The 26,909-nt window shown below is 61.9% G+C and carries 18 protein-coding genes and 1 pseudogene; 12 read left to right on the top strand and 7 right to left on the bottom strand.

Annotation, left to right across the window (positions count from 1 at the left end; genetic code table 11):
* Nucleotides 1-45: 45 nt before the first annotated feature.
* From UNPF46_RS07065 to UNPF46_RS07045, 6 genes and pseudogenes are all read left to right on the top strand, one after another.
* Nucleotides 46-4,362: a strawberry notch-like NTP hydrolase domain-containing protein gene (locus UNPF46_RS07065; RefSeq protein WP_142249499.1), complete on the top strand. Its 4,317-nt coding sequence runs from the start codon at nt 46-48 to the stop codon at nt 4,360-4,362.
* Nucleotides 4,362-5,504, top strand: a complete 1,143-nt coding sequence (locus UNPF46_RS07060) for a DUF7146 domain-containing protein (protein WP_100180733.1) — start codon at nt 4,362-4,364, stop codon at nt 5,502-5,504. Before UNPF46_RS07065 ends, UNPF46_RS07060 begins: the two co-directional genes overlap by 1 nt.
* Nucleotides 5,505-5,755: 251 nt before the next feature.
* Nucleotides 5,756-6,679: a DUF2493 domain-containing protein gene (locus tag UNPF46_RS07055; RefSeq protein WP_100180734.1), complete on the top strand. Its 924-nt coding sequence runs from the start codon at nt 5,756-5,758 to the stop codon at nt 6,677-6,679.
* A 135-nt stretch (nt 6,680-6,814) separates the two neighbouring features.
* Entirely contained in the window at nt 6,815-7,264 is a 450-nt protein-coding gene (locus UNPF46_RS07050; RefSeq protein ID WP_142249498.1) for a hypothetical protein, read from the top strand.
* A 575-nt stretch (nt 7,265-7,839) separates the two neighbouring features.
* Nucleotides 7,840-7,998, top strand: a pseudogene (locus UNPF46_RS38200) (DUF736 family protein); the annotation flags it as partial.
* Nucleotides 7,981-9,348 carry an SPM autocatalytic domain-containing protein gene (locus UNPF46_RS07045; RefSeq protein WP_246668610.1) on the top strand — a complete coding sequence of 456 codons (1,368 nt, stop codon included), beginning with the start codon at nt 7,981-7,983 and terminating at the stop codon, nt 9,346-9,348. The pseudogene UNPF46_RS38200 and the gene UNPF46_RS07045, both read left to right, overlap by 18 nt.
* Before the next feature lie 737 nt (nt 9,349-10,085).
* On the opposite strand, the gene UNPF46_RS07040 is transcribed toward UNPF46_RS07045, so the two are convergent.
* From UNPF46_RS07040 to UNPF46_RS07025, 4 genes are all read right to left on the bottom strand, one after another.
* A complete protein-coding gene (locus UNPF46_RS07040; RefSeq protein WP_246668609.1) occupies nt 10,086-10,517 on the bottom strand; it encodes a transposase in 432 nt (143 codons plus the stop codon).
* A gap of 1,269 nt (nt 10,518-11,786) precedes the next feature.
* The gene (locus UNPF46_RS07035) at nt 11,787-11,993 is read right to left on the bottom strand and encodes a hypothetical protein (RefSeq protein ID WP_142249497.1); all 207 of its coding nucleotides are present in this window, start codon (nt 11,991-11,993) and stop codon (nt 11,787-11,789) included.
* A gap of 377 nt (nt 11,994-12,370) precedes the next feature.
* Nucleotides 12,371-12,799 (bottom strand): GlcG/HbpS family heme-binding protein, encoded by a 429-nt coding sequence (locus UNPF46_RS07030; RefSeq protein WP_142249496.1) that lies wholly within the window; start codon nt 12,797-12,799, stop codon nt 12,371-12,373.
* A complete protein-coding gene (locus UNPF46_RS07025) occupies nt 12,792-15,800 on the bottom strand; it encodes an FAD-binding and (Fe-S)-binding domain-containing protein (protein WP_181769821.1) in 3,009 nt (1,002 codons plus the stop codon). Before UNPF46_RS07025 ends, UNPF46_RS07030 begins: the two co-directional genes overlap by 8 nt.
* A 206-nt stretch (nt 15,801-16,006) precedes the next feature.
* Here UNPF46_RS07025 and UNPF46_RS07020 point away from each other — a divergent pair, with 206 nt between their 5' ends.
* Together UNPF46_RS07020 and UNPF46_RS07015 are read left to right on the top strand one after the other, a co-directional pair.
* Entirely contained in the window at nt 16,007-17,206 is a 1,200-nt protein-coding gene (locus UNPF46_RS07020) for a pyridoxal-phosphate-dependent aminotransferase family protein (RefSeq protein WP_142249495.1), read from the top strand.
* Nucleotides 17,207-17,247: 41 nt separating this feature from the next.
* The gene (locus UNPF46_RS07015; RefSeq protein WP_097661851.1) at nt 17,248-18,045 is read left to right on the top strand and encodes an enoyl-CoA hydratase/isomerase family protein; all 798 of its coding nucleotides are present in this window, start codon (nt 17,248-17,250) and stop codon (nt 18,043-18,045) included.
* 389 nt (nt 18,046-18,434) lie between these two features.
* On the opposite strand, the gene UNPF46_RS07010 is transcribed toward UNPF46_RS07015, so the two are convergent.
* Together UNPF46_RS07010 and UNPF46_RS07005 are read right to left on the bottom strand one after the other, a co-directional pair.
* Nucleotides 18,435-19,097, bottom strand: a complete 663-nt coding sequence (locus tag UNPF46_RS07010) for a hypothetical protein (RefSeq protein WP_142249494.1) — start codon at nt 19,095-19,097, stop codon at nt 18,435-18,437.
* Nucleotides 19,098-19,188: 91 nt separating this feature from the next.
* Nucleotides 19,189-19,542, bottom strand: a complete 354-nt coding sequence (locus UNPF46_RS07005) for a hypothetical protein (RefSeq protein ID WP_142249493.1) — start codon at nt 19,540-19,542, stop codon at nt 19,189-19,191.
* 313 nt (nt 19,543-19,855) lie between these two features.
* Here UNPF46_RS07005 and UNPF46_RS07000 point away from each other — a divergent pair, with 313 nt between their 5' ends.
* The 4 genes from UNPF46_RS07000 (at nt 19,856) to UNPF46_RS06985 (ending at nt 24,151) form a co-directional block, all read left to right on the top strand.
* The gene (locus tag UNPF46_RS07000; RefSeq protein ID WP_181769820.1) at nt 19,856-20,830 is read left to right on the top strand and encodes a Bug family tripartite tricarboxylate transporter substrate binding protein; all 975 of its coding nucleotides are present in this window, start codon (nt 19,856-19,858) and stop codon (nt 20,828-20,830) included.
* 220 nt (nt 20,831-21,050) lie between these two features.
* A complete protein-coding gene (locus tag UNPF46_RS06995; RefSeq protein WP_100179969.1) occupies nt 21,051-21,593 on the top strand; it encodes a tripartite tricarboxylate transporter TctB family protein in 543 nt (180 codons plus the stop codon).
* A 12-nt stretch (nt 21,594-21,605) separates the two neighbouring features.
* Nucleotides 21,606-23,135 (top strand): tripartite tricarboxylate transporter permease, encoded by a 1,530-nt coding sequence (locus UNPF46_RS06990; protein WP_100179970.1) that lies wholly within the window; start codon nt 21,606-21,608, stop codon nt 23,133-23,135.
* Nucleotides 23,136-23,281: 146 nt separating this feature from the next.
* Complete coding sequence (locus UNPF46_RS06985) at nt 23,282-24,151, top strand: outer membrane protein (RefSeq protein WP_100179971.1); 870 nt, start codon at nt 23,282-23,284, stop codon at nt 24,149-24,151.
* A 1,280-nt stretch (nt 24,152-25,431) separates the two neighbouring features.
* Here UNPF46_RS06985 and UNPF46_RS06980 read toward each other — a convergent pair.
* Nucleotides 25,432-25,917, bottom strand: coding sequence for a hypothetical protein (locus UNPF46_RS06980; protein WP_100179972.1), 486 nt, complete (start codon nt 25,915-25,917; stop codon nt 25,432-25,434).
* Nucleotides 25,918-26,909: the final 992 nt, after the last annotated feature.

Below are 26,909 nucleotides of genomic sequence, written 5' to 3'. Positions count from 1 at the left end.
CGCCTGGTGGTTCGACCCATTCCTGCTCCCCGAAAGAATCCTGCCATGACCGAATCTCTCGCCGGCGGCGCTGCCGCCGCGCCGCTCTCGATGCGTGCCGCCGCAAATCTCACCTCCGCCGCCGTCAGGGCCGCGCGACAGCTCCTGACCGAGCTCGAACGCGGCCGTCGCATCGATGCCGCCGTCCTGCGTAGCGCCATGGAGGCAGCCTTCGGCGCCTCAGACGCGGCCGGCGTCTGGAGCTGGAAGACCGCCTATGACGTCTGCGAGGCGGCAACCGTTCTATTCCTTCGCAAGTTCGGCCCTGCCATGCGCGCCAAGGCTGGCTCGACGACCGCCATGCTGCCGATGCTCGCGCGAGTGGCCGGCCTTCTGCCGACCCACACGCGGCGCTCAGAAGATAGTCAGGCACTTCAGCAATTCTCGACGCCGATCCCGCTTGGGCTGGCTGCATGCACCGCAGCCGGCATTACGCCGGCCGATCGCGTTCTGGAGCCCTCTGGGGGGACTGGCTTGCTCGCAATCTTTGCCGAACTGGCCGGCGGCGCTCTGATATTGAACGAGTTGGCCGAGACCCGGGCGGGGCTGCTCGAGCATCTATTCGCGGGCGTTAAGGTCACGCGGTTCGATGCGGCACACATCGATGACCACCTCGATGCGGGTGTTGTGCCAAGCGTCGTCCTGATGAACCCGCCGTTCTCGGCGATGGCAAACGTCGATCGACGGATGGCAGACGCGGCTCTCAGGCACATCGCTTCAGCGCTCGCGCGTCTTTGCGACGGTGGACGCCTCGTCGCCATCGCTGGCGCAAGCTTCGCGCCGGATAACCCGCCATGGCGAGACGCCTTTGTGCGGCTCCAGGAACGCGGGCGGGTGGTGCTTTCTGCGGCCATCGATGGCGCCGTTTACGCGAAGCACGGAACGCAAATCGACACACGGCTGCTTGTGATCGACAAGCTGCCCGCTGCCGATCCGACGGCTTTTCCTACTTCGCTAGGCTTGGCCAGCGATGTCGCCACCTTGCTTGACTGGGTGAGCCAGCACGTGCCTCCGAGGTTGCCCATCGCAACGCAGGTCGTGGCCGACGTCATTAGACGCCCTGCAAGGTCCCGATCAGCGGGCACCATTGCACCAAGCCCATCGTCCACTTCGGGGAGCTCGCCCGACGGTGTGGAGCTTACGTATGAGACCGTCGAATGGTCGCCGCCGGAAGGCGCCCGCCTCACCGATGCGCTCTATGAGGAGTACGGATTGCAGTCGATCCGTATTCCCGGATCATGCGCACATTCGACCAAGCTCGTGCAATCCGCGGCGATGGCGTCCGTTGCGCCACCGAAGCCGTCCTACCGTCCGCATCTACCTTTAAGTCTGGCGGCAGACGGAGTTCTGTCGGACGCCCAGCTCGAAAGCGTCATTTATGCTGGCGAGGCGCATTCTGAATTCCTGGCAGGCTCCTGGACGGTCGATACGACCTTTGATGTTGTGGCCGCCGCGCGCGACGACGCCGAGAATGCCGTCCGCTTTCGCCGCGGCTGGTTCTTGGGCGATGGGACCGGTGCGGGCAAGGGACGGCAGGTCGCCGGGATCCTGCTCGACAATTGGCTCAAGGGCCGCCGCCGTGCGGTCTGGATCAGCAAATCCGACAAGCTGATCGAAGATGCCCAGCGCGACTGGTCCGCGCTCGGCATGGAGCGACTACTCGTCACGCCTCTGTCCCGGTTTCGCCAGGGCACACCGATCCGGCTTTCGGAAGGCATCCTTTTTGCCACCTACGCCACGCTACGCACCGACGAGCGTGGCAAGAAGCTTTCTCGTGTCAGGCAGATCATTGAATGGTTGGGCTCCGACTTCGACGGAGTGATCGTCTTCGACGAGAGCCATGCCATGCAGAATGCGGTCGGGGGCAAGGGCGAGCGTGGTGATCAGGCGGCCTCTCAGCAGGGGCGCGCAGGCCTGAGGCTCCAGCACGCCTTGCCCAACGCTCGCGTAGTTTATGTGTCGGCGACGGGCGCTACCACGGTGCACAACCTCGCTTATGCCCAACGCCTCGGCCTTTGGGGCGGTGCCGACTTCCCATTTGCCACACGAGCCGAGTTCGTCGAGGCAATCGAGGAGGGTGGCGTCGCGGCGATGGAGGTGCTGGCGCGCGACCTCAAGGCGCTCGGTCTCTACGCCGCCCGCTCATTGTCCTATGAGGGCGTCGAGTACGAGCTCGTCGAGCACCAGCTTGCGCCGGAGCAGGTTCGCATCTACGACGCCTATGCCGATGCGTTCAGCATCATCCATAACAACCTCGACGCGGCGATGCGGGCCGCCAACATCACCGGCGAAACCGGAACGCTGAACGGGCAGGCCAAATCCGCGGCCCGATCCGCCTTCGAGAGCGCCAAGCAGCGCTTCTTCGGCCATCTACTGACCTCGATGAAGACGCCGTCGCTCATCCGATCGATCGACCGCGATCTCCACGCGGGTCATGCCGCCGTCATCCAGATTGTTTCAACGGGCGAAGCACTAATGGAGCGCCGGCTCGCCGAGATCCCGACCGAAGACTGGGGCGACGTCCAGGTCGACATCACCCCGCGCGAGTATGTGCTCCACTATCTCACCCATTCTTTCCCGGTCCAGCTCTACGAGCCCTTTACCGACTCGGAGGGGAATCTCTCCTCCCGGCCTGTCTACCGCGATGGCCAGCCGGTCGAGAGCCGGGAGGCCGTGGCACGACGCGGCCGCCTCATCGAGAAGCTCGCCTCGTTGCCTCCGGTACCCGGCGCATTGGATCAAATCGTCCAGCGCTTCGGCACCGATACGGTCGCCGAAGTGACCGGCCGCTCGCGCCGCATCATTCGTAAGGGCGACCGGTTGGTGGTCGAAAACCGAGCCGGTTCGGCCAATCTCGCTGAGACATCGGCCTTCATGGACGACGTCAAGCGCATCCTCGTGTTCTCCGATGCAGGCGGTACGGGAAGGAGCTACCATGCCGAGTTGTCGGCCCGGAATCGCCGCTTGCGGGTCCATTATTTGCTTGAGCCCGGCTGGAAGGCGGATGCTGCGATCCAGGGGCTCGGCCGGACAAACCGGACCAATCAAGCACAGCCCCCGCTGTTTCGCCCCATCGCGACCGACGTGAAGGCCGAGAAGCGCTTCCTTAGCACCATCGCCCGTCGGCTCGACACCTTGGGAGCAATTACGCGTGGCCAGCGCCAGACCGGCGGGCAGGGGCTGTTTCGGCCCGAGGACAATCTCGAAAGCCAGTATGGGCGCGATGCGTTGCGTCAACTCTACACGCTGCTGGTACGAGGCAAGGTCGACGGATGCTCGCTCGAGAAGTTCGAGGATGCGAGCGGCCTGAAACTGACGGATACCAATGGCCTCAGGGATGACCTGCCGCCGATCACGACCTTCCTGAACAGGTTGTTGGCCCTCACCATCGACCTGCAAAATGTCCTGTTCACTGCCTTCGAACAGCTCTTGACCGCCCGGATCGAGGGCGCAGTTGCCTCGGGCACCTATGACCTCGGATTGGAAACGCTCCGCGCTGAAAGCTTTGTCGTCCGCGAACGGCGAACGATCTATGTCCATCCGCGCACAGGCGCCGAGACGCGGCTACTCACCATCGTCCAGCGCCAGCGTAACCATCCCGTTGGTTTGGACGACGCCCTTGCTCGTCTTTCCGATCATGCGGTCCTGCTGATCAACGAGCGCTCGGGTCGGGCCGCCGTGCAGGTTCCGGCCTCGAGCATCATGCTCGACGACGGCGAGATCGAGCGCCGCGTCTGCCTGATCCGGCCTATGGAGCAGCACCACGTCCCCTTGAACATGATGCTGGAGAGCCATTGGGTCGAAGCGGATCGCGAAGGTTTTGCCGCGGCCTGGATGGCTGAGCTTGCCGAGGTGCCTGAGTTCACGGAAAGCGCGATCCACGTCGTTGCGGGGTTGCTGCTACCGATCTGGAAACGGTTGCCGAACGAATCGACTCGTGTTTATCGTCTCCAGACCGACGCGGGCGAACGCGTCATTGGCCGCAAGGTTTCTGCGGGCTGGGTCGCAAACGCCTTCTCGGCGGACCCGCCTACGCTGTCGCCGGATGCTGCCTTTGCCGCGTTGATGGAGGGACGCACCGTTCTCGACCTCGCGGAGGGGCTCCAGCTTCGCCGCGTCCGGGTGATGGGCGCATACCGCATCGAGCTGTCGGGATTCAACGACACGATGCGCGATCGGCTCCGCGCTTACGGCTTCTTTGGAGAGATCATCTCCTGGAAACTGCGGATGTTCGTGCCCACGGACGCAAGCGGCGTCAGGATCCTGACAAAGGTGCTCGATACCTACCCGGTCGCGCGCGTCAGTGAGCGGGAGGCCGCGTGATGTCCCCTGCGCCTTGCGAACTGGCACACCGCCTCGCGTGCGAGGCCGAGGCAGTGTGCCGATACTATCTCTCCAATGGCAAGCGGGCGGGGCGGTACTGGGTGGTCGGCGACGTCCACAACACGCCGGGCCGCTCGATGTTCGTGCGGCTCCAGGAATCACCGAAGGGCCCCGCCGGCAAGTGGACTGACGCTGCGACCGGCGAGCATGGCGATCTCCTCGACATCATCCGCGAATGCCGGGGTTTACGCGACTTCAGCGAGGCCGCCGAGGAAGCGCGGCGGTTTCTGAAGCTGCCTCGTCCCGTGCCCCAGCTGACCTCGAAACCCGTTCGTTCGGTGACGCCGGCCGGATCGCAGGAAGCCGCGCGCCGACTCTTTGCGATATCCAGCCCGATCGAGGGGACGATAGCCGAAACGTATTTGCAGCGTCGCGGAATAGCTCAAGTCCACCATGGTGGCAGCCTGCGCTTCCACCCACGTTGCTATTATCGGCCGGACGAGCATTCGCCGACCGAAACCTGGCCGGCGGTGATTGCCCGCGTCACGGACCTAGAGGGGCGGATCACCGGAGCGCACCGAACCTGGCTCGATCCGGACGGCTTTGATCGCATTCGTCTTGGCAAGGCTCCGGTCGACACGCCACGACGGGCCATGGGCGACCTGCTCGGCAACGCCGTCCGCTTCGGCGTGGTGGACGACGTGCTCGCCGCTGGCGAGGGAATCGAGACCATGCTTTCATTGCGTTACGTGCTGCCGACTATGCCCATGGCCGCGGCGCTCTCGGCCAATCACCTCTCAGCCATGTTGTTGCCGGCTAGCCTGCGTCGTCTCTATATCGCCCGGGACGACGATGCGGCCGGAGATGCCGTACAGGCTATCCTTACCCAGCGCGCGCAAGAAGCCGGCGTTGAAGCGATCACCTTGTCGCCGCGGCTGGGCGATTTCAACGAAGACCTGCACATCTTCGGTCTCGAGACCCTCAAAACAGCGTTGCGGCTTCAACTCGTCCCAGAGGACGTCGTCCGCTTCCTGCATTCGTCGACGGTAGCCGCAGCCGCAGAGGGCGGTGCTTCGATCGACGTTGATAGGTCGGTCAAAACGAGGCCATTGCCGGAAGAGGACGCGACCTCGGCCTTCTAGAGGGCGATCGGACGGCAAGCGGCCCGGGTCGGCAATGGCTACGCCCGGCTATTTTCCGCCGCGCGCCGGCGATGGGAAAGACTCTTAGCCATCTGGCGGGCGCGCTTTGCATCGCGAAGCAAAATAGCCGGCCTCCGCCATCCTCCGCTGCCGCTTCGGCCCTTGCGGGTTCTGTCCCGTTCCGCCCGCCGTCTGAGTGATCGCCACGAAGGCCGCGATGGGCGCGGCCGATCCGGCAAAGGATCCCTCCAATGACCGACCACGACGACATCGAACCGCCGCGCGCCTCTTCTCCAACTGACCACGCTCTCACCGAACTACAGCTCTTCGGCTACCGTCCATTCGACGACCAGCCTGACCCACGACCGCTTCCCGAGGGCAAGATGATCGCTGGCGCCGTTGCCGATATCTTCGACGCCCTGGTTGCGACACTGAGCGACACGCGGCTCGAGCCGGACCTAAGCGATCTGCTCTGGTCGGCCGTCAACCTGTTCCATCGTGCCGTCGACCGCATCGAGCGCGATCTCGACGACAACGAACAGGCGCAGCAAAAGAGCCAGCGCGAGCAGAATGGCTCCGAGGTTCGATCAGTCGAACTCGAGCGCTTGACGGCCGAAGGCATCACCTTGATCGAGCGACGCAACTGCCTGGAGCTCTTCCGTGACCAGGCCATCGAACGCTTTGAGACTCACACTGGATCGTCCTGGCGCCCTCGATCGGGATCGCTGGTGAATCACCGCACGCTGACCGCAGCAATGATCGAATCCCGCGACTTCATCGCAGCCAAGCGTCGCGCTGAAACCGAGGTGTTGTTGCCGCCAGGACCGAAGATCGCACTTACCGGCGGGCTCGATTTCAACGATCACCATCTCATCTGGGACCGCCTCGACAAGGTCTACGCCAAGCATCCCGACATGGTCTTGCTCCATGGCGGCTCGCCAAAAGGTGCGGAGCTTATCGCGTCCAAATGGGCGACCAATCGCAAGGTGCCTCAGATCGCCTTCAAGCCCGACTGGACAAAGTACGCCAAGGCGGCCCCATTCAAGCGCAACGACGCCATGCTCGAACTCCTGCCGATCGGCGTCATGCACTTCCCGGGCACGGGAATCCAGGACAACCTGGCGGACAAAGCGAAGCGCCTCGGCATTCCCGTCTGGAAGTTCGGCGGCGCATGAGTGCCGTCTTCTCACCTCCAAACCAAAGCGGAGTTGCATGCGCCGCAACTCCGCCTCGTTTCGACCCTATGTCCGGTTGCGACGTGGTGGTGGTGGAAGGCGCGACTGCTAGATCCATGCACATGGAGCACCACCATGCTCGCCCTAGGGCTTGTTCTCAACACACTCGGCATCGGCTTGTTCTGCTGGGCGGTCTTTGCACTCGCTGTGTATGCCTTGCCGTTTTTCGTCGCACTGAGTATCGGGATGACCGCGTTTCAAAATGGCGCCGGCGTGCTTGGTGCGCTGCTTATCGGAACGGTCAGTGGCGCGTTGACGCTTGCCGTCGGTCAGGCCGCCGTCGCCATTGCCCGGTCCTTGACCTTGCGCATCGCCATCGCGACCGCATTTGCTGTCCCCGCTGCCGTCGCCGGCTATCATGTGGCATTCGCTCTGTCCCAGATCGAGATGCCGTCGCAGGCTTGGCGTGAGGTCTTCGCTTACCTGGGTGCAGTTTGCATTGGAGTTACGTCATGGACGCGCTTGATGGCTTTGGCGGAGACCCGCCCGTTCGAGCCGGGTGGGGCGGTGGAGAACCCGTCCTGACCAGTTCTTACGGCCGCATGGCCCGAAGGATGTCCGTTTACCGCCTTCGTCATCGAACAGGTGCGCGTAGATCGGCGCGTTGAACAGCGGAGATCGAAACTTGAGCGCGCGAGAGGCAGTCCCTCCTCGGAACTCTCGATCAAGCTGCCGGCATTCGGTCTGGCCCACGCAGCCGCGGCAGAGCGATGTTACCTAATCCGTTCTTGGGAGACGATGCCGCCCTTTGCAGGAGATTGTTTCTCTTTCCGCGCTGAATCGTTCCGACCTCTTGTTCATCAAAACCGAGTTAGCCAGGCTTCTCCAGAGATTGTGGTTCAGCACGCGGACGCACGTGGCCTCGTTGATGGCTTGATCTGGCCGAAGACCGGCTTTGCCTCGATCGTCTGAGCCGCAACGCCGTTGATGCGACTTTCTTCCCCTAGGCTTCGCCCATTCCTCGCGAGACAAGAAAGTCGCCGCAACGACGTCCTCCGCTGCGCTCCGGCCCGAGCGGGTGCGTCGCCGATCGTCCTCGGCCCTAGATCGCCATCGAGGCCGCGGTGGTCGCGGGCTCGAAACACAACAGGAGAAGTGACATGGCTAACATCGGTTCTTTCAAGAAGGTCGGCAACGATTTCCAGGGCGAGATCGTCACTCTGAGCCTGCAGGCGAAGGGCGTCCGCATCGTCGTCGAGACCAACCGCTCCAACGACAACGCCCCCAGCCACCGCATCTACGTGGGCCGGGCCGATCTCTATGGCGGAAACTATTACCTGAACAGCAATACCGGTGGTAGCGGTCCAGTTTTGAAGTACCAGGGTTCTCCGGTCATCGCCGCCAATTACGGAACGTATAAGGTCATTGCCGCCGAGCAATTGTCAGATGGCGGTTATAACGTTGCCTGGAAGAATTCCTCGACAGGTCTCTTCTCCATTTGGAATACGGATAGCAATGGCAACTTCGTAAAGACTGTTGGCGCGGCGCCGGAAATGGGCGGGACAGAAATGTCTCTCAAGACCCTGGAGTGGGCCTTCCATCAGGACCTCAACGGCGATAGTGCGATCGGCATGCCGTCAATCGAAACGAATGGCACGACCACCACGGTCCTGGACAGCGGCTATTACTTCATGCTGAGCCCCAGCACCGGTACGGGCCAAAGCCTGAAGTATCAGGGTTCTGCGGTGATTGCCGCCAACTATGGAGCCTACAAGGTTATTGCGACTGAGCAGGTGTCGGGGGGCGGCTACGATGTCGTATGGAAGAATTCTTCCACGGGATATTATTCGGTCTGGAGCACGGACAGTAACGGCAACTTTTTAACGACCCTTGCTGCTGCTCCTGAGGTGCTGGGGAGCGCTCCGTCTTTGAAGGCGCTCGAGCCGGTCCTTCATCAAGATCTCAACGGCGACGGCGTGATCGGAGCGTCTCCCGTCGTTGTTGACCTTGACGGTAACGGCATCGATCTTCTGCCATTGTCCAGCTCTTCTGCGGCGTTTGACATGGATGGGCAGGGCCGGGAGCGTACCGCGTGGATATCCGGGGCAGACGGTCTGTTGGCTATCGATCTTGGCGCAAACGGCAGTGCCGCGCCCGACGGTATCATCAATCAGACCGAGGAGATCGTGTTCACGGCGTGGGCCCCCGGGACCACGTCCGATATGGCTGCGCTCGCCCAAGTTTTCGACAGCAATCATGATGGCGCGCTTTCCCGCGCCGATGCGCGCTGGGACGACTTCCGAATTTGGCAAGATCTTAACGCAGACGGTATCTCTCAGTCCGGCGAGGTTCATAAGCTTTCGGATTTCGGAATCTCGTCCATCGGTCTCAACCCAACCGGTGACCCCTCGGCCCTGTCCGATGGATCAATTATTCAGGGCTTGTCGAGCTATACCCGAACGGATGGTACGATGGGCATCGCGGGCGACGTCATCTTTTCAACTGATCCAAATTCGCATCTGTCCAATGCACTTAGTCAACTGGTGCAAGCAATGGCAAGTTATTCGGATAACCGCGGGTTCTTGACGCCACTGGAACCTCTGTCGTCTCAGTACGATCAAGCGGCTCAAGGAGTGCTGGCAGCATGGCGGCCGGCCGCGGCGGGCTGATGGTCGTCAAAACCCTATGTTCATCGTCTCATCGTTCTAACCACATGGCGCACGATCACTACTGATTGACTTCTAGGCCAGCAAAAAACAGGCCCGAGTTCTAACGCGGCGTTTGGGCAAGGTTTTTCACCGCTGATGATGTCAGGCGAATATCAACAAGGAGCTCGGCTTTCAGCGTGGTCGACCGTATCGAATGAGACCGAATGGAATGGCTCGCAGATTAGATCGTTAAGGCAGGGCGTTTCTAGGCGGTCGTGGATGGTGGGCGAAGTAACTTCTTAGGAAATATTCTGAACGATCGGCACCACTACGCTCGGCTGACCAACGTAGCTGAAGCCGGTCGGCGGCGTTTACTCTGGGAAAGATTGCTTCGAGTTGCTAAGGCGTTATCGATGCTGCATGGTGAAGGCGTACGTCATCGATAGCTCTCTTCCAATGCAGTGTTCACAAGCCTTGCCGGAGCGGAAGTCCTTTGCTTGAGCGGTTTCGAATGGTCGCTGCGCACTGTGGGCAGCGACGGAGCAGAGTCGAAGGTAAGCCAAGCACATCCGGTCCGCGCTTCTGAGTTGGATGGAGCCAGGGCCGAATATTCCATGGCTACTCACTGGTTTGACTTTGGGCTGCTGGCTGAGGAGGTGTTGGGTGTCAGCGTGGCCAGACAGAAGAACAGGGATCGTGTCCTTGAGCGTGGGTGTAACTGGTGGTGGAACCGCGTTCGCCGGCAAAAGCCGGGCTGGTCAGCTGACGATAGCCGGGAGGCTGACGGTTGGATCATCGCTCAATGGCGCGATAGTTTCTAGCGTCATGCAACGGGCGCGCTGGACAGCCCATTTATCGCTCTGCTCGAGCAGGATCGCGCAGATGAGGCGGACGATGCCATCTTCGTTGGGGAAGATGCCGACCACCTCGGTCCGCCGCTTGATCTCACCTTTGAGGAGCTCGATCGGCTTGGCCGAGTGCAGCTTGATAGTACGGCGGGAACGCCATGTAGGCCAGCACATCGGTCTCGGCCTCGTCGATGAAGCCGGCGAGCGTGGGCCGCTTGGGCCGGAGCTGATCCGCGACCTTGCTTCATTAGGCTCGTGCGGATTCGACACAAACGCAGTGGCGATGAAGGCGGAGACGACACGCCGTCCGCTTTTGCCGGCATGTGCCAGCGCGTTGCGCATGAAGTGCACGCGACAACGCTGCCAGGAGGCATTGAGCACCTTGGCAACGGTGGCCTTATGCCCTCATGGGCGTCGGAGACGACCAGCTTGACGCTGCGCAAGCCGCGGCGGGCGAGCTTGCGCAGGAACGCGGTTCAGAACGTCTCGGCTTCGGAGGGGCCAATGTCCATGCCGAGAACCTCGCGTCGGCCGTCATCTCATAGGTCATCGGTGGTTTCTTGAAACAGGTTGGTATCAGCAACCCGACCTACCGGCAGGTGACCACCGCAATGCAGCCCGCCCGCTGCAGCGCTATGGAGAGCGCGTGCGGATGACTTTTCTCGACCGAGCTACACCATCACCGGAGACATGGCCATCAACTGCGATTTGGATACTCTGCGGAGATCTGAAAGGATTCCCAAGTCGTGATGGGGCGCGCGAAGGGCAGCTTCAAGGACAAGTTAGCGCGCTTTTCGAATCTACAGGGAGGCTGTGCGCAAGCTGGTCGCTCGGCAGATGAAGCGCCGACGCCGAACCAGAGGAAGCAGGAGCGGCTGCGGCTGATGACGCGCCGCCAACGGTTGAAGCGGCCACTGCCGTTTAGATAGGCTGGTCGGCTTGCCCAATTGCGCGTAGGCTTTGAGCGTGATCGGCTTCGCCGATCGCAATCTACAGTCAACACAACTCTCTCCCCGCCGGATTCCAAGTTCGGCGGGGTTTTTCTTTGTCCATTTGCAAACAATTCAGTTGCTGACAGGGGCGTCTCGGACAGGTGCTTCCGACAAAGTCTAGTGACTGAGATGTTAAAAGTAATGGCGGTCGCCGCGCTTCTACTACTGCAAACGAGCCGGCCAGCGCCGGAGCGACAATCATCGGCGCTGGTTCGTAGTTTTGCTCAGCCTGACAAACAGAGCCAAGAATGCAGTAGTGAGGGGCGCTTTCGAGTTGTGGGTGGTAAGCTTCATCAGTGGCCTGAATGCTAGTCTAGCAGCGGAGGCGAAGACCCCATAGCAATTATTGCTTGGATGGATCAGGCGCCAGGTATAATGGCTTTGATTTTTGCGAATTGTGGATCGCGCCGCTCGGTGACCGTGTTGCGGTTCATCATGCACAAAAACATCGGAAGCGCCGACATTGATTTCCGCCGCCATGGCTACGCGGCGCGAGAGCCTTCCAAAATCAGGTAGGTGACATGATACGTCCTGTCCGATGCCACGCGCTGACTGAAGTGACGGCCGGCCTATCCAAAATTCACACCCGGCGAGGTGGCCTACGGCCATCGTGCGATCGCTAGACCACACCGCCGAAATCGATGCCTTCCTTGGCAAGCCTCTCGGCTTCCTCGGCGGACGGGGTCGGCCTCGTGTCGAGATAGCGATGCTCAGACGCTGGTAAGATAGTACGAATGTTCTGGCCGTCCGTCCGAGTTATACGAGCAACCCAGCGGCTATGGCCGTGCTCAAGGCGCTGGATGTAATATTGCTTGTAAGTAATCATGACTCTTGAACGCAACTGACGCTAAGACATGCGACTTTGTACCGAATGTCGCGCTGCCGCACAATACCCTTAGAAATAAGCTAAATTCAGCTGCGACTCTTTGTTCCTTTGTACCAGCGTCGCGATTTTGGCGGGCTGAAATCCAACCTACGGGCACAAGCGATCGCAAGTCGATCCATCTGCACCAGGATGTGCTTTTCACGGGCCTCTCCCGATGTGGTCGTAGTGTGCTCCGTGGCCAGATGTCGTCGCTCACCGGCCTCTTCTCTCTCAGCACAGATGTCGGAAGCGCCTGGTACATTTTGTCCGGCGTTGAGGCTTCTGCGAGCCTGGAACCCGAGAGCTCTGTGGCCCTGTGGTCGACCAGCAAGTCAGCGCTAGCCCGCGTTCGCCTTGAGTCCCGCCGCCTGAATGCCTGCCATCGCGCAGGCCTCGTCATTATCCGAGGTATCGCCGGACACGCCCACCGCGCCGAGCAACGTCGTGCCGTCCATGATCAGAACGCCGCCGGGCACCGGCACCAGCGCGCCCTTGGCGATGGTGTTCACGGCATCGATGAAATAGGCCTGCTCCTGGGCGCGCTGGAACAGGGCGCGCGAGCCCATGCCCATCGCGAGCGCGCCATAGGCCTTGCCGTGCGCGATGTCGGCGCGCATCAGGCTGGTGCCGTCCTGGGCGGCTGCGAGCTTGAGCACGCCGCGGGCGTCGAGGATGGTCACCACCAGCGGCTTGAGCTTGAGCTCGCCCGCCTTTGCGAAAGCGGCGTCGAGGATCTTGCGGGCGGTGTCGAGCGTGAGGTCAGCCATGGTCGGTTTCCTTTTGAGCTGGAGAAGTGGAACGGGTCTCGGCGCACTCGAGGCTCATCGCCAGCACGCGCGCGACGTGAAGCGCCTCGCGCTGCGTGCCGTCGTGAATCTGGTGGCGGCAGGAGGTGCCGTCGGCGACGACGAGCGTCGCCTGATCAGCCTTCCGCACGGCAGGCAGCAGCGACAGCTCGGCCATTTCGATCGAGGCATCATAGGTATCTGCGCCGTAGCCGAAGGCCCCGGCCATGCCGCAGCAGCTGGATTCGATGGTCTCGACCGCAAGGCCGGGAACGAGCCGCAACACCTGCTCGACCGGCTTGAAGGCGCCGAAGGATTTTTGGTGGCAATGGCCGTGCACGACCGCCTTGTCGGCGACGGTGCCGAGTGGCAGTTGCAGCCGGCCGGCCTCGGCTTCGCGCACCAGAAACTCCTCGAAGGTCAGCGCATGAGCGCCGACGGCCTTGGCGTCGTCGTCCTTGCGGAGGGACGCAAGCTCGTCGCGCAGCGTCAACAGGCAGCTCGGCTCGAGGCCGACGATCGGCACGCCGCGGGCGGCAAACGGCGCGAAGGCAGTCACCAGCCGGTCGAGCTCGGCGCGAGCCTCATCGACCAACCCCGCCGAGAGGAAGGTGCGGCCGCAGCACAGCGGGCGGCCGCCGCTCACGGGCTTCGGCAGATGCACGCGATAGCCGCCGGCCGTGAGCACGCGCAGCGCGGCGTCGAGGTTCTCGCGTTCATAGATGCGATTGAACGTGTCGGCGAACAGAACGACCTCGCGACCGGTCTCAGGACCGATTGCTTCCGCTGATGGCACAAACATGTCGCTGCGAAAGGCGGGCAGGGCGCGGCGCGCGCTGATGCCGGCAAAGCGCTCGAACAGTTTTCGCAGCAAGGGGCTGCTGTTGCGGAAATTCGCCAGCGGCGCGAAGCGCGAGGCGAGACCGGCGTAGCGCGGGAGATAGCCGACCAGGCGGTCGCGCAGCGTCAGGCCGTGGCTGGCGGCGCGCGCGGCCAGCACCTCGATCTTCATCTTGGCCATGTCGACGCCGGTTGGGCATTCGTGGCGACAGGCCTTGCAGGAGACGCAGAGTTTCAGCGTCTCCATCATCTCGTCCGACGACAGAGCGTTCGGGCCGAGCTGGCCGGATATGGCGAGCCGCAAGCTGTTGGCGCGCCCGCGCGTGACATCCTTCTCGTTGCGCGTGGCGCGATAGGACGGGCACATCACGCCGACCTCGAGCTTGCGGCAGGCGCCGTTGTTGTTGCACATCTCGACCGCGCCCTGGAAACCGCCGCCGGCGCCGGGATAGGCGGACCAGTCGAGTTTTGTCTTGAGCTCTGCGACGCGATAGTCCGGTTTGAATCGGAACAGCGAGCGGTCGTCCATTTTGGGCGCGTCGACGATCTTGCCCGGATTGAGCACGCCGTTGGGATCGAAGCGCTGCTTCACCTCCCTGAAGTCGGCAACGAGGCGCTCGCCGAACATCGTTTCGTGGAATTCGGAGCGCACCAGGCCATCGCCATGCTCGCCGGAATGCGAGCCCTTGTATTCGCGCACCAGTGCGAAGGCCTCCTCGGCGATGGCGCGCATCGCCTTGACGTCCTTTTCCTGCTTCAGGTTCAGCACGGGCCGCACATGCAGGCAGCCCTCGGAGGCGTGCGCATACATCGTGCCGCTGGTGCCGTGCCTGGCGAACACCTCGTTCAGCCGCGCCGTGTAATCGGCAAGGTGCGGCAGCGGCACGGCGCAGTCCTCGACGAAGGAGACCGGCTTGCCCTCCTGCTTCATCGACATCATGACGTTGAGGCCGGCGGCACGGAAATCGGCGATGCCGCCCTGGAGCGCCGGCTCGATGATCTCGACCACGCCGCCCCATTTGCGCGGCTCGTTGGTCCAGCCGAAGCCGAGATCGCCCATCAGCTCTCCGAGCTGCTTGAGGCGGGCGAGGTTGTCGGCCTGGTCTTCTTCGGCGAACTCGACCACCAGCACGGCGTCTGGATCGCCTTTGATCGCCGCATTGATGATCGGCTTGAACATCGCGATGTCGCGGCCGAGCGCGATCATGGTGCGGTCGACCAGCTCGACCGCGATCGGCTTCAGCTTGACGAGGTGCTGGGCCGCATCCATCGCCTCGTAAAAGCTGCCGAAATGGCAGACGCCGAGCGCCTTGTTGCGGATGACGGGCCACAGCTTCAACTCGACCTTGGTGGTGAAGGCGAGGGTGCCTTCGGAGCCGACGAGGAGATGCGCCATGTTGTTCGACGCATTGCGCGGCACCAGCGCATCGAGATTGTAGCCGCCGACGCGGCGCTGCACCTTCGGAAAGCGGGCGGCGATCTCGTCGGCCTCGCGCGTGCCGAGATCGAGCATGTCGCGGAACAGGGCGCGGGTGCTGTCGGGCACCACGACGTCGGAGAGATCGCGCGAGACCTCGCCGAAACGGCTCAGCGTGCCGTCGGCGAGTGCGGCTTCCATCGACAGCGTGTTGTCGCGCATGGTGCCGTAGCGAAGCGAGCGGCCGCCGCAGGAATTGTTGCCGGCCATGCCGCCGATGGTGGCGCGCGAGGCGGTGGAGACGTCGACCGGAAACCACAGGCCGTGCTTCCTGAGTTGGCGGTTGAGGTTGTCGAGCACGATGCCGGGCTCGACCACGCAGGTGCGGCCTTCGACGTCGAGCGATAGAATTTTGTTGAGATGCTTCGAGAGATCGACGACGAGCCCGTCATTGACGGTCTGGCCGCATTGCGAGGTGCCGCCGCCGCGCGGGGTGACCTTGACACCCTCGTCGCGGGCGATCGTCAGCGCGCGCAGGGCCTCGTCCATGGTCTTCGGGACCACCACGCCAGCCGGCATGATCTGGTAGAACGAGGCGTCGGTGGCGTAGCGGCCGCGGCTGAACCGGTCGAACAGGACGTCGCCGGTGATCTCCCGGGCCAGACGTGCCGCAAGGCCGTCCTTTCGGGCCGATTCCGATGATTTTCCAGTCACTTCCGCCGCCATGATCCGCTTTCGCCTGTTCGCCGGCACCGTCTTGCCTCCCGCCACGGCCCTTGGCAAGCGAGCCCTGCTTCTTGTGCATTGACGGACCTCGCCGGGCGAGGGACAAGCCCGGCGAATAGTGATATGCGAGCGGCTCGCGGGAGCCCCGAATTCGGGCCCTCCGACGCCAACGCCGACACAAGCTTCAGAGACCCGGAAGGACGCCTATGACCGTGCATACTGGAAGGCATTTCCTACAGATTCCAGGACCGACCAATGTGCCCGACCGGGTGCTGCGGGCGATGGACATGCCGACCCTGGACCATCGCGGTCCGGAGTTCGCCGAGCTCGGCTTCGCCGTGCTTGCCGCGATGCAGCGCGTGTTCCGCACCAAGCAGCCCGTGATCATCTTCCCCTCGTCCGGCACCGGCGCCTGGGAAGCGGCGATGGTCAACGTGTTCTCGCCCGGCGACAAGGTTTTGATGTGCGAGACCGGCCAGTTCGCCGTGCTGTGGCGCGGCATCGCCGACAAGTTCAAGCTCGACGTCGACTTCATCCCGAGCGACTGGCGCCACGGCGCTGATCTTGCCGAGATCGAGAAGCGCCTGGCCGCCGACAAGCAGCACGCCATCAAGGCGGTCTGCGTCGTCCACAACGAGACCTCGACCGGCTGCGTGACGCCGCCGCTGGAGGTGCGCAAGCTGCTCGACCGCGTCAAGCATCCGGCGCTCCTGATAGTCGACACCATTTCCGGCCTCGGCTCGATGGAATACGAGCATGATGCCTGGGGCATCGACGTCTCGGTCGCCGGCTCGCAGAAGGGCCTCATGCTGCCGCCCGGCCTCGGCTTCAACGCCGTCTCGGAGAAGGCGCTCAGCGTTGCCAAGGCCAACCCGGGCATGCGCTCCTACTGGGACTGGCAGGAGGTCATCACCTTCAACAAGCTCGGCACCTTCCCCTACACGCCCGCCACCAATCTGCTCTATGGCCTGCGCGAAGCCGTGACGATGCTGGAGGAGGAGGGGCTGGAGAACGTCTGGACCCGCCACAAGCGCCACAGCGCTGCGACGCGCGCGGCGGTCAAGGTCTGGGGCCTGGAGACGCAGTGTGCCGATCCCGCCGCACATTCGCCGGCGCTGACCGGTGTGCGCGTGCCCGAGGGACACGACGCCGACGCCTTCCGCAAGGTGGTGCTGGAAAACTTCGACATGTCGCTCGGCACCGGCCTGAACAAGGTCAAGGGCAAGGTATTCCGCATCGGTCATATCGGCCATTTCAACGATCTGATGCTGATGGGTACGCTCGCCGGCGTCGAAATGGGTCTGGATCTTGCAAAGATTCCGCACCGGAGCGGCGGCGTACTGGCGGCCATGGACGTCCTGAAGGGACGCGACGCGGTGCTGATAACCAAGGCTCAAGTAGCCTAAAGGCCCAGGTGGCCTGAACCAGCTTGGAAAGAGAGCGCGCGATGAACGCACCGACGACGACCAACGAAGACCTGCTCTACTCCGTCACGGACGGCATCGCGCGGATCACGTTCAACCGCCCCCAGGCGCGCAACGCCATGACCTTCGCCATGTATGACCGCATGGCGGAGATTTGCACCGAGATCAACGCAGACCGCTCGATCAAGGCGCTGATCCTGACCGGCGCCGGTGACAAGGCGTTTGCCTCCGGCACCGATATCTCGCAGTTCCGCGCCTTCAAGACCGCGCAGGACGCGCTCGACTACGAGGCCCGCATCGACCGCGTGCTCGGCACGCTCGAGCAGTGCCGCGTGCCTGTGATCGCGGCCATTGCCGGCGCCTGCACCGGCGGCGGCGCCGGCATCGCGGCCTGCTGTGATCTGCGCATTGGCACCGAAACGACGCGGATGGGTTTTCCGATCGCGCGCACGCTCGGCAACTGCCTGTCGATGTCCAACATCAGCCGCGTCGTCGCGTTGGTCGGTCCCGCGCGCACCAAGGATATGATCTTCAAGGCACGCCTGGTCGAGGCGCAGGAAGCACTCGCCCTCGGCCTGCTCACCGAGATCGTCCCTGACGTCGAGACGCTGCAGCGCCGCGCCGACGAGACCGCAAAGCTGGTGGCCAGCCACGCGCCGCTCACGCTGGAGGCGACCAAGGAAGCGGTGCGCCGCATCCGCCGCACGCTGTCGCGCGAGGAAGGCGAGGATCTGATCCTCAAGGCCTATATGAGCGAGGATTTCCGCGAGGGCATGGACGCCTTCCTCAACAAGCGCGCGCCGGTCTGGAAGGGCAAGTAGCTTAGGGACGCGGTTGGCTATCTTGCCGTCCCAACAAAGTATCCGTCTGCCTCGCCGTCCCTATTGAATTTGGGGCAGACGCAAAAGCTTCCCGGTGAGCTGCGAGTTGGGCACATGACCGCTGGTGTTCCCGGGGGCAGTTCAGAGGCATTCACAAGGCATTGCGATTGAGGTTTTGGATCCTGTGGCACGCCCCTGGCGAACACGGTTGGACCAGCGCCGACCAGCATTAAGACAACCAGGGCACCGTGAAGGAAGCTCATACGTAGTCCTTAAACGGCAGCAAATACCTCGTCCGCTTCAGTTCGCCCAATCTCGCTTTGGCTCGGCGCTGATAGCCCGCCCCCAGATCGATACCCCAGAACCGAAAATCCGAGAGAGCCTCATCATCAATCCTCGCTCCGACAAGAATTCCGCTGCGTCTGTGTCTCGCGAATTTCTCGGTAACTCGTCGCTTCATCTATGAGGCGCATTGTGCATGAGCGTTCGAGCTGCTCGGCGATAATTCGGGCGCGGTTGGCAATGTTATGCTGAGTGGTTTTTAAGACCTCAGCATGTTGGGCCCGCGTAAAGACATCGCAGACCCTCTGGAGGAAGTTCGGCGCGTAACCAAATATTTTAATGCCCTGTTTGGTGCGGAATTCGATCTGGCTCGCTATCATAGAAAGATCTTCGTTGACAAAGGGCTTTAGATTTTGCGCTGTCAAGAAAGCAGGGAGATTGGCGCTGTTCCTGTAATATTGACGTCCTCTTCCTTTGACGGGCCGAATGCGACCAAGGCCGGCCATAAAGCCAGTTTGAGTAATCACACGCTGACCGTTGTCGAGGACGGCAACCTCGATTTCGATGTCTCCAAACCGCAGGGCGCCTTGATGCGTCGCCTGCGGCAGGTCCCTCGCCCAACGCGCCTTGGCTGCCTTCCGAGCAATCTCCCGTCGCTCGTCACTTGATAGTGCGGCCGCCCTTGCGGTGCCGCCAGCGGCACGGGCGGGAACTCCCCACTGGACTTTCCACCGTGTTCTCCGCCGCTCGTGGTCGAGATCTAAACTCACTTTTCTACGCGTATTCATACTTCACGGATATGGTTAGATCAGAAGATCGTAAGCGCCGCGTTGTAGCAAATTGCTTGGTGAGGCGCAGCATTTACGCGGCGAGCAACTCCGGATCGTTTAGTACGGCTTTTACCTGTTCCGGCGATGAGCACCGCCAGGCAGCTGTACAGAAAGATTTCAGCATCATGTCCTTACACTTAATTTGTGGAACCGGCCGGAATGTGGCGGCGAGAGCCTGAGCGACGCTGAGTGCCTGGTAGATATTCCGCTCTTGGTAAAGCTTGCGACCAAAGACGCTCCCCAGCAATCCGCCCCAAAAGCTGGGCCTGTGCGAACGGACTAAGACACCCCTTTTGCCTACGGAAATCCAGCAGGCGTCTCCGCTGTCCAATATGATCGTCGCGTCGTGACCGAATTTTTCGTTGATGTAGAGCAGGCGTGGCATCGCTTCGTCTCTCTCAGCTTCTTTCTTTTCTCTCTCTTCGAATATTCTTGATGACCGAATTTTCTGTCCATTGCAGAGTTTTTGGCCCCCGGGCATGTCCCTCAATTCGTCTCTGCGCCTCTAAGCCCGGCCGGCCGCTTGTAACTCAATTACGCGAGGCTTGTCTCCGTTCGCATCTCATTCCAAAGTCATAACGAAGGTGACGCAGGACGGCTTGAACTTGGCTGCGTTCACCAGCACAATGGTCCCCGAATTCATCTCTGAATTTCCAAATCCAAACAAGAACATAGGGAAGACGCGCGTGGGACATGGAATGAAGGCCGCGATGGCGCTGACCGCAGCTTTGTGCGGCACGCCGGCATTTGCCGGCTGGGAGCCGGCAAAGCCGGTCGAGATCGTGGTGGCCGCCGGCGCGGGAGGGGCCTCGGATCAGATGGCGCGGATGATGCAGGCCGCGATCCAGAAGAACAATCTGATGAAGCAGCCGATCGTCGTCTCGCTCAAGGGTGGCGCCTCGGGCGCGGAAGCGCTGATGTACATGAAATCCAGCGAGGGCGATCCGAACAAGGTGTTGATCGCCTATTCGCTGATCTACATGCTGCCGCTGTCGGCGAAGATCCCGTTCAACTGGCGCGAGCTGACCCCGGTCTCGGTGATCGCGCTCGACCAGTTCGTGCTGTGGGACAACAGCGCCGGTCCCAAGACGGTGAAGGAGTTCGTCGCGGCCGCGAAGGCTGCGAGCGCGCCGTTCAAGATGGGCGGCACCGGCTCCAAGCGCGAGGACCACGTCCTGACCGTGTTCCTCGAGCAGAAGACCGGCGCAAAATTCTCCTATCTGCCCTACAAGTCCGGCGGCGAGGCCGCGACCCAGCTGGTCGGCAACCACACCGAAGCCAACGTCAACAATCCTAGCGAAAATCTCGAAGTCTGGCGCGCGGGCCAGGTGCGTCCGCTCTGCGTGTTCGACAAGGAACGCATCTCCTACACCGCCAAGGTGACGGAAACCCAGTCCTGGGCCGACATCCCCACCTGCAAGGAGGAGGGCGTCGACGTGCAATATCTGATGCTGCGCGCGATGTTCCTGCCCGGCAAGGTGCCGGCCGAGCAGCAGGCGTTCTATGTCGAGCTGTTCCACAAGGTGACGCAGACCGCCGAGTACAAGGAGTACATGGAGAAGCAGGCGCTGAAGCCTATCTTCCTCACCGGCAAGGACATGGTGCAGTTCCTCGAGGAGGACGATGCGCTGAACAAGTCGCTGATGACGCAAGCCGGCTTCGTCGCGAAATAATCGTCTCTTCGTTCTTCTCCCTCGCCCCGTTCTTGCGAGGCGAGGGTCGGGGTGAGGGGCTCTCTCCGCGGTCAGTCCTGTGGAGAGAGCCCCTCAGCCGGCGTTTTCGCCAGCGCCGAAGCTGTGCTTCGGCGTCCTTCAAAACGGCCGCCATCGGCGGCCTATGCTTCTCCCCATAAGAACGGGGAGATGAATAGTCTCCAGCCTCACATCGGAACTCATGTCCCAAACCGATATCGAAATCGTCGTCGACGATCCGACCGCGCCTGAAGACGACTCGCCCTCCGTCGTCTCGTCCGGCACGATCGAGATCGTCGTCTGTCTGCTGCTGCTCGCGCTGGCTGTCACGCTCGGCTACGACAATTGGCGCACCGGCGCGTCCTGGGATGCGACCGGGCCGGAGCCCGGCTATTTCCCGTTCTATCTCTCCATCATCCTCGGCGGCGGCAGCCTCTACGGCCTGGTCGCGGCGCTGGTTGCGCACCGCAAGGCGGCCGAAATCTTCGTCACGCGCGCGCAAGGCCGCCGCGTGCTGGCGGTGTTCGTGCCGACGCTGCTGTTCTGCCTCGTCACGCAGTTCCTCGGCCTCTATGTCGCGAGCTTCCTCCTGATCTCAGGCTTCATGCGCTTCGTCGGCAAGATCGCGCTGTGGAAGTCGCTGCTCACCGCGTTCGTGTTCACGGCGATCATGTTCGTCACCTTCGACATCGCCTTCGACGTCATCATGCCGAAAGGGCCGCTCGAAGCGGCCTTCGGTCGCTAGGCGGAATTCGCGATGGAAGCGTTCGGTCTGCTGCTTCACGGCTTTGCCGTCCTGCTGACGTGGAAGACGCTCGTCCTGATGATGGTCGGGCTCATGCTCGGCATCTTCGTCGGCGTGCTGCCGGGCCTCGGCGGCCCCAACGGCGTTGCGATCCTGTTGCCGCTCACCTTCACGATGGATCCGACCTCGGCGATCGTGATGCTGTCCTGTATCTATTGGGGCGCGCTGTTCGGCGGCGCGATCACCTCGATCCTGTTCAACATTCCCGGCGAAGCCTGGTCGGTCGCGACCACCTTCGACGGCTATCCGATGGCGCAGCAGGGCAGGGCGGCGGAGGCGCTGACCGCCGCGTTCACCTCCTCCTTCATCGGCTCGCTGGTCGCGGTGCTGCTGATCACCTTCCTCGCGCCGATGATCTCGTCCTTCGCGCTGAAGTTCGGCCCGCCCGAGTTCTTCGCGGTGTATCTACTTACCTTCTGCTCCTTCGTCGGCCTCGGGCGCGAAGCCAAGCACAAGACCGTCATCTCGATGTCGCTGGGGTTGCTGCTCGCGGGCATCGGCATGGACACGGTGTCGGGCAATCTGCGCATGACCTTCGGCTCGGCCGAGCTCTTGCGCGGCATCAACTTCCTGGTCGCCGTGATCGGCCTGTTCGGCATCAGCGAGATCCTGCTGACGATGGAGGAGCGCCTGGCTCTGCGCGGCCATGCCGCCAGCATTTCGCTGCGCGTCGTGCTCAGCGTCTGGAAGGACCTGCCGAAATACTGGGTGACGCTGCTGCGCTCCTCCTTCATCGGCTGCTGGCTCGGCATCACGCCGGGCGGCGCGATCGCGGCCTCGTTCATGGGCTACAATCTCGCCAAGCGCTTTTCCAAGGATCCCGAGAGTTTCGGCAAGGGCCGCATCGAGGGCGTGTTCGCGCCGGAGACTGCGGCGCATGCCTCCGGAACGGCGGCGCTGCTGCCGATGCTGGCGCTCGGCATTCCCGGCTCCGGCACCGCCGCGATCCTGCTCGGGGGGCTGATGGTGTGGGGGCTCAATCCGGGGCCGCTGCTGTTCGTCGAGCACAAGGACTTCGTCTGGGGCCTGATCGCTTCGATGTATCTCGGCAACGTCGTCGGTCTCGTGCTGGTGCTGACGACGGTGCCGGTCTTCGCTTCGATCCTGCGCGTGCCGTTCGCCGCGGTGGCGCCGATGATCGTGGTGTCCTGCGCAATCGGCGCCTACGCGATCCAGAACGCGATGTTCGACATCTGGCTGATGCTCGGCTTCGGCATCGTCGGCTACGTCTTCAAGAAGATCGGCATTCCCCTGGCGCCCTTCACGCTCGCACTCGTGCTCGGCAACCGCGCCGAGGATGCCTTCCGGCTGTCGATGATCGGCTCTGGCGGCAATCTTGGGGTGTTCTGGTCGAACGGCCTGGTCGGCTCGATCACGACGCTGGCGATCGTGCTTCTGTTCTGGCCTGTGATCGACGGCCTGCTCGCCCGCGTCGGATGGGGACGGCGGAGCAAAGGGATGCCACCACGAAAAGTTAATTGAAGCAATACCTTAGCGCCAGTGTGTCGCCGTAGTCCGGTCGCTGACACCTAGTAGTTGTCGTCGACAGTTGCGGATGTGCAACGGTTTAGGCCGGCGTTTGCGCTTATACTCCCTGTCGAATTCTTGATTTCTCACGGGGCATTGCGATGAAGCAGCTTGTGATGGGAATTGTGGGGTCATTGGTTGCGACCAGCGCATTGGCCGCTGATCTGGCATCGAAACCCTATGTGAAGGCCCCGGCCTTGGTCGATCAGGTTTGGAGTTGGACCGGCTTCTATGCCGGCTTGAACGCCGGATACAGCTGGGGCCGCGCGGAGACGACCGTGGCGCCGATCGCGCTGCCGTTCCCGGCTACACAGTTCGGCGCGTTTGGCCAGAATATCGATGGGTGGGTGGCCGGCGGTCAGCTGGGCTATAATTGGCAGGTGGATCCAAAATGGGTCCTGGGCCTTGAGGGTGACATTCAGGCGATGGGCGAGCGGTCGTCGCGGACGGTGACGACGACGAGCGCGCGCTATGGCTCGAATATCGTCGGTATTCCTGGGGGAGCCGACTTCAACTCGATTGCAACGCTCACTGCAAATCTCTCCTACGACCTCCAGTGGTTCGCGACGTTCCGCGGACGCGTCGGCGTCCTGTCGGATCCGCAGACACTCTGGTACGCGACCGGTGGTCTCGCTGTCGGCGAGTTCAAATATTCGTCCGCGACCGCCCTTGGAATCCAGGTCTTCGGACCGGGGCTGGGCGGCACGACTCCGCTCGGCGGGTTCAACTTTCCGATCGGGGCAGGAGCGAGCAGCACCGATACCCGGGTCGGCTGGACGGTGGGGGCGGGCGTCGAACGCAAGTTCACCCGCAATTGGTCGGCCAAGCTGGAATATCTCTACATGGATTTCGGAAGTAAAACTTACTTCGTGGGGACCGCCAACCAAGCGGACGTCAGCTTTCACGATCACGTGCTGCGTGCCGGCTTCAACTATGCCTTCACTCCGACGCCCGTCGTTGCGAGATACTGAGTGGTCGCGAGCCGCCTTCAATGCCCGGCAGTCCTGCCGGGGCATTGTCGTTTCTGTTCTGGGTCACACCAACTTGGATTTCCCTGAATTCCTAGATCTCGTCGGCTCCGACGCGCTGACGCCGAACTCCATCAAAGAACTCGCCTGCTCGCGGAACTCGGTTGGTCGCGCCACCATCCTGCTTGCAGTACTTGAGGTTCAGCAGGGGGGCTATCAGGGAATTCCTCGTTAGGCCAGGTTCGATCGTCTTGGTTTCTGGTCCAAGTAGTTACCTAGCCAGTCTCAGACTGGCCGGCCCTGCACATTCCTGATAGTCTGGCTCGATCGCCTCAGTCGGTGGTTGTGATGCGGGAAGCTTCAACTCTATCGAGCCGTTCGGAGTTGACTTCGCGACTGAAGATCGTGGGAGCTGGCGCTGCGGTCCTGGCAACTCTTCTGACTTCTTCCTGTGTCAGCTCTGGCGAAACGTCTTCAAGGCAAAGAGCGGTAACAGGTGCTCCTTGGGCGCGAGATTTGAACGAACCGCCGCCCAGCCGGCAGCCAGCAAGTCGGCCTAATCTCTAGTTTAGAGTCGCGATTCTTGCGCCGTCTCTCCTCATGTTCGTCGGTTCTTCAGGCCATCTGTAAGCGGCATCGCTGGGGCGCGGCTTGTACAATCTGCGCATGATCTATGGCTCGCCGGAGCTGCAGGAGCTTCTTCAAGAGCCGTATCGAAAGCGGGGTCGCGCGGAGACGGCACCCCTCCGGCGCTGCTGCCGATGCCGGGCGTGCTGGGCAACCGTGCAGGGGACGCCTTCCGTGCTACGACGATCGGCTCTGGCAGCACCTTGAGGTGTTCTAGTCGTAAGGTCTAATCGGCTAGATCACAATAGTGGCGATCTTGATGTCCAGCGCGAGCAGCCTTCGATGACCAGGGATCTCGCCGTGCATTGTCGGCGCCGGTTAGATAGCCATGACCTTTAACGAGATAAGTACAACGAAAATAGCATCAATTTAGAGCCAAGTGGCGCATCAGGAGCTATCTCGAACTAATTTCCGCTTCGTCGCATGAATATCGCAGTTTGATATGCGGCCTTGGTTGAATAGCATTGGGGCGCAACTCCCAGTTCCGCCCGAAAGTCCGCCGGCTCGGCGATTCCCCAAGAATCGCCCCAAAGGGTCGGCGGACTGAGGTGGTCGTAGTTGGCCCTTCTCCTCAGTTGCCTTTACGATACTGCAAACGCGCATCGATTTCCACAAAACGGACGTATCGAAATACGCGGTTGAAAGTGCTGCCGGGTTCACTGGAAACTTCTCGCGAGTACAGCAATCATTCCGGCGAATGCGAGCTGAGAACCCACCCCAAATACTCCCGTCAACGCACGCTTAGAGTGTATCCACCAATGAAAGCGTTGGAGGGCATGAAGTAAGCCATGCGGGTAAAGGGTGTGAACGAATTGCAACGCGTCTGGCAACATGGCGCTGAAGGCGCCGATCGCAATCGCCCAAAAAGACCCCTCCGTTGCAAACATCCAAAGCGCAAGGCCGAGTCCAGCGCACGCATCAAAGCCAACCATTGCAAAATCCGTCAGCGTCGCCGTGCTGACGGACAGGCGGCGATTGTTAGCACCTTTGCCCAGCCTTATTGAGCGAAGTGGATAGTCCCAATGCGGAATTGCATCGATGGCAAAATGGCTTGCGAACCCGGCGATTGCCGCTGCTGCCGGGTGAGATGGAAGTAGGCTGGCCACCGCGCCGCCGACGACCGCATGTGTGCTCAAAATCATCTGATCATCTTGGAAGAAGCGAAGTGGGATCGTTGTTCCGTTATCCTAAAGGAGATACTGTCGAGGCAAATAGCACCGAATAGGCAGGCGACAACCATCGAGCCGGTAAAGAGGGCCAAAAACCAATTCTGGATCATCTTCAGCTCGGTCCTCGCTTGATGCTCGGCCTTAAAGAGCAGCGAGAAATCGAGCCGTCAAGTCGAACGGCGCTAAAATGCTCTCCGTTGCATCCGCGGTCCTTCCACGCCGTGAACTCGCGCAGATCAAAGGGCCCAAGCTGGCAGTTTTGGTCCTGTGTCAGCAGCACCTTAGAAATGAAGCGCCGCCGGCGCGATTGTCGCGGTACGACCTGGAGCCTGCGCGAACTTGTCCAGCCGAACTCCGAGTTTCGGAACCGTGCCACCGTCCTGCTCCGCGCGTGACAGCGTCACGGGTGGCCGACTTGGCGTACGGCGGCCCTCATGCTTCGGCACGAACTGCGCATCCTCGACATCTAGGCAATGGGCTAGATGCGGCCGCGGGCTCCAGCTCCGACCGGTTCGCGTAGCTCAATTGTCGGTCTACTCCGCGACCTTCTCGCTAGTCTAGCGTCTGGCTCCCGAGCATCTAAAGGAGCGGGAAGCCCCCTTGGTTGGCGGCAGGCTTTCGCATGGGTGCTTACCGGTGTACAATCTGCGCCGAGTGCTTCGGTTGTCCGAAGCCAATTCTAGCCAGTAGACCCCCGCAAATCGAGCATACGATGAGAGTAGATCGTTTTCGCTTCTGGGCTTTCGGAGGTCTGTTCAGCCTCATAGACCATTTGAAAGCTAGGCGTCTGCCGCTTGTGTGTCCCAGCTGTCTCAAGCCGGCCTCAAAAGCGACTCTCGCGCGAGGGCAACGCCTATTAGGCGAAGAGAAGCTGCGTTGCGGCGCGTGCGGTATAGCCCACGACATCGCTGGGTGGCGACTAGCGGCGGACTATCAGAGGAGCGGGGATACCCTCCCGATTCTGG

The organism is Bradyrhizobium sp. UNPF46, from assembly GCF_006658625.1.
Lineage (GTDB): Bacteria > Pseudomonadota > Alphaproteobacteria > Rhizobiales > Xanthobacteraceae > Bradyrhizobium > Bradyrhizobium nitroreducens.
This window is presented reverse-complemented; position numbering and strand designations above follow the sequence as displayed.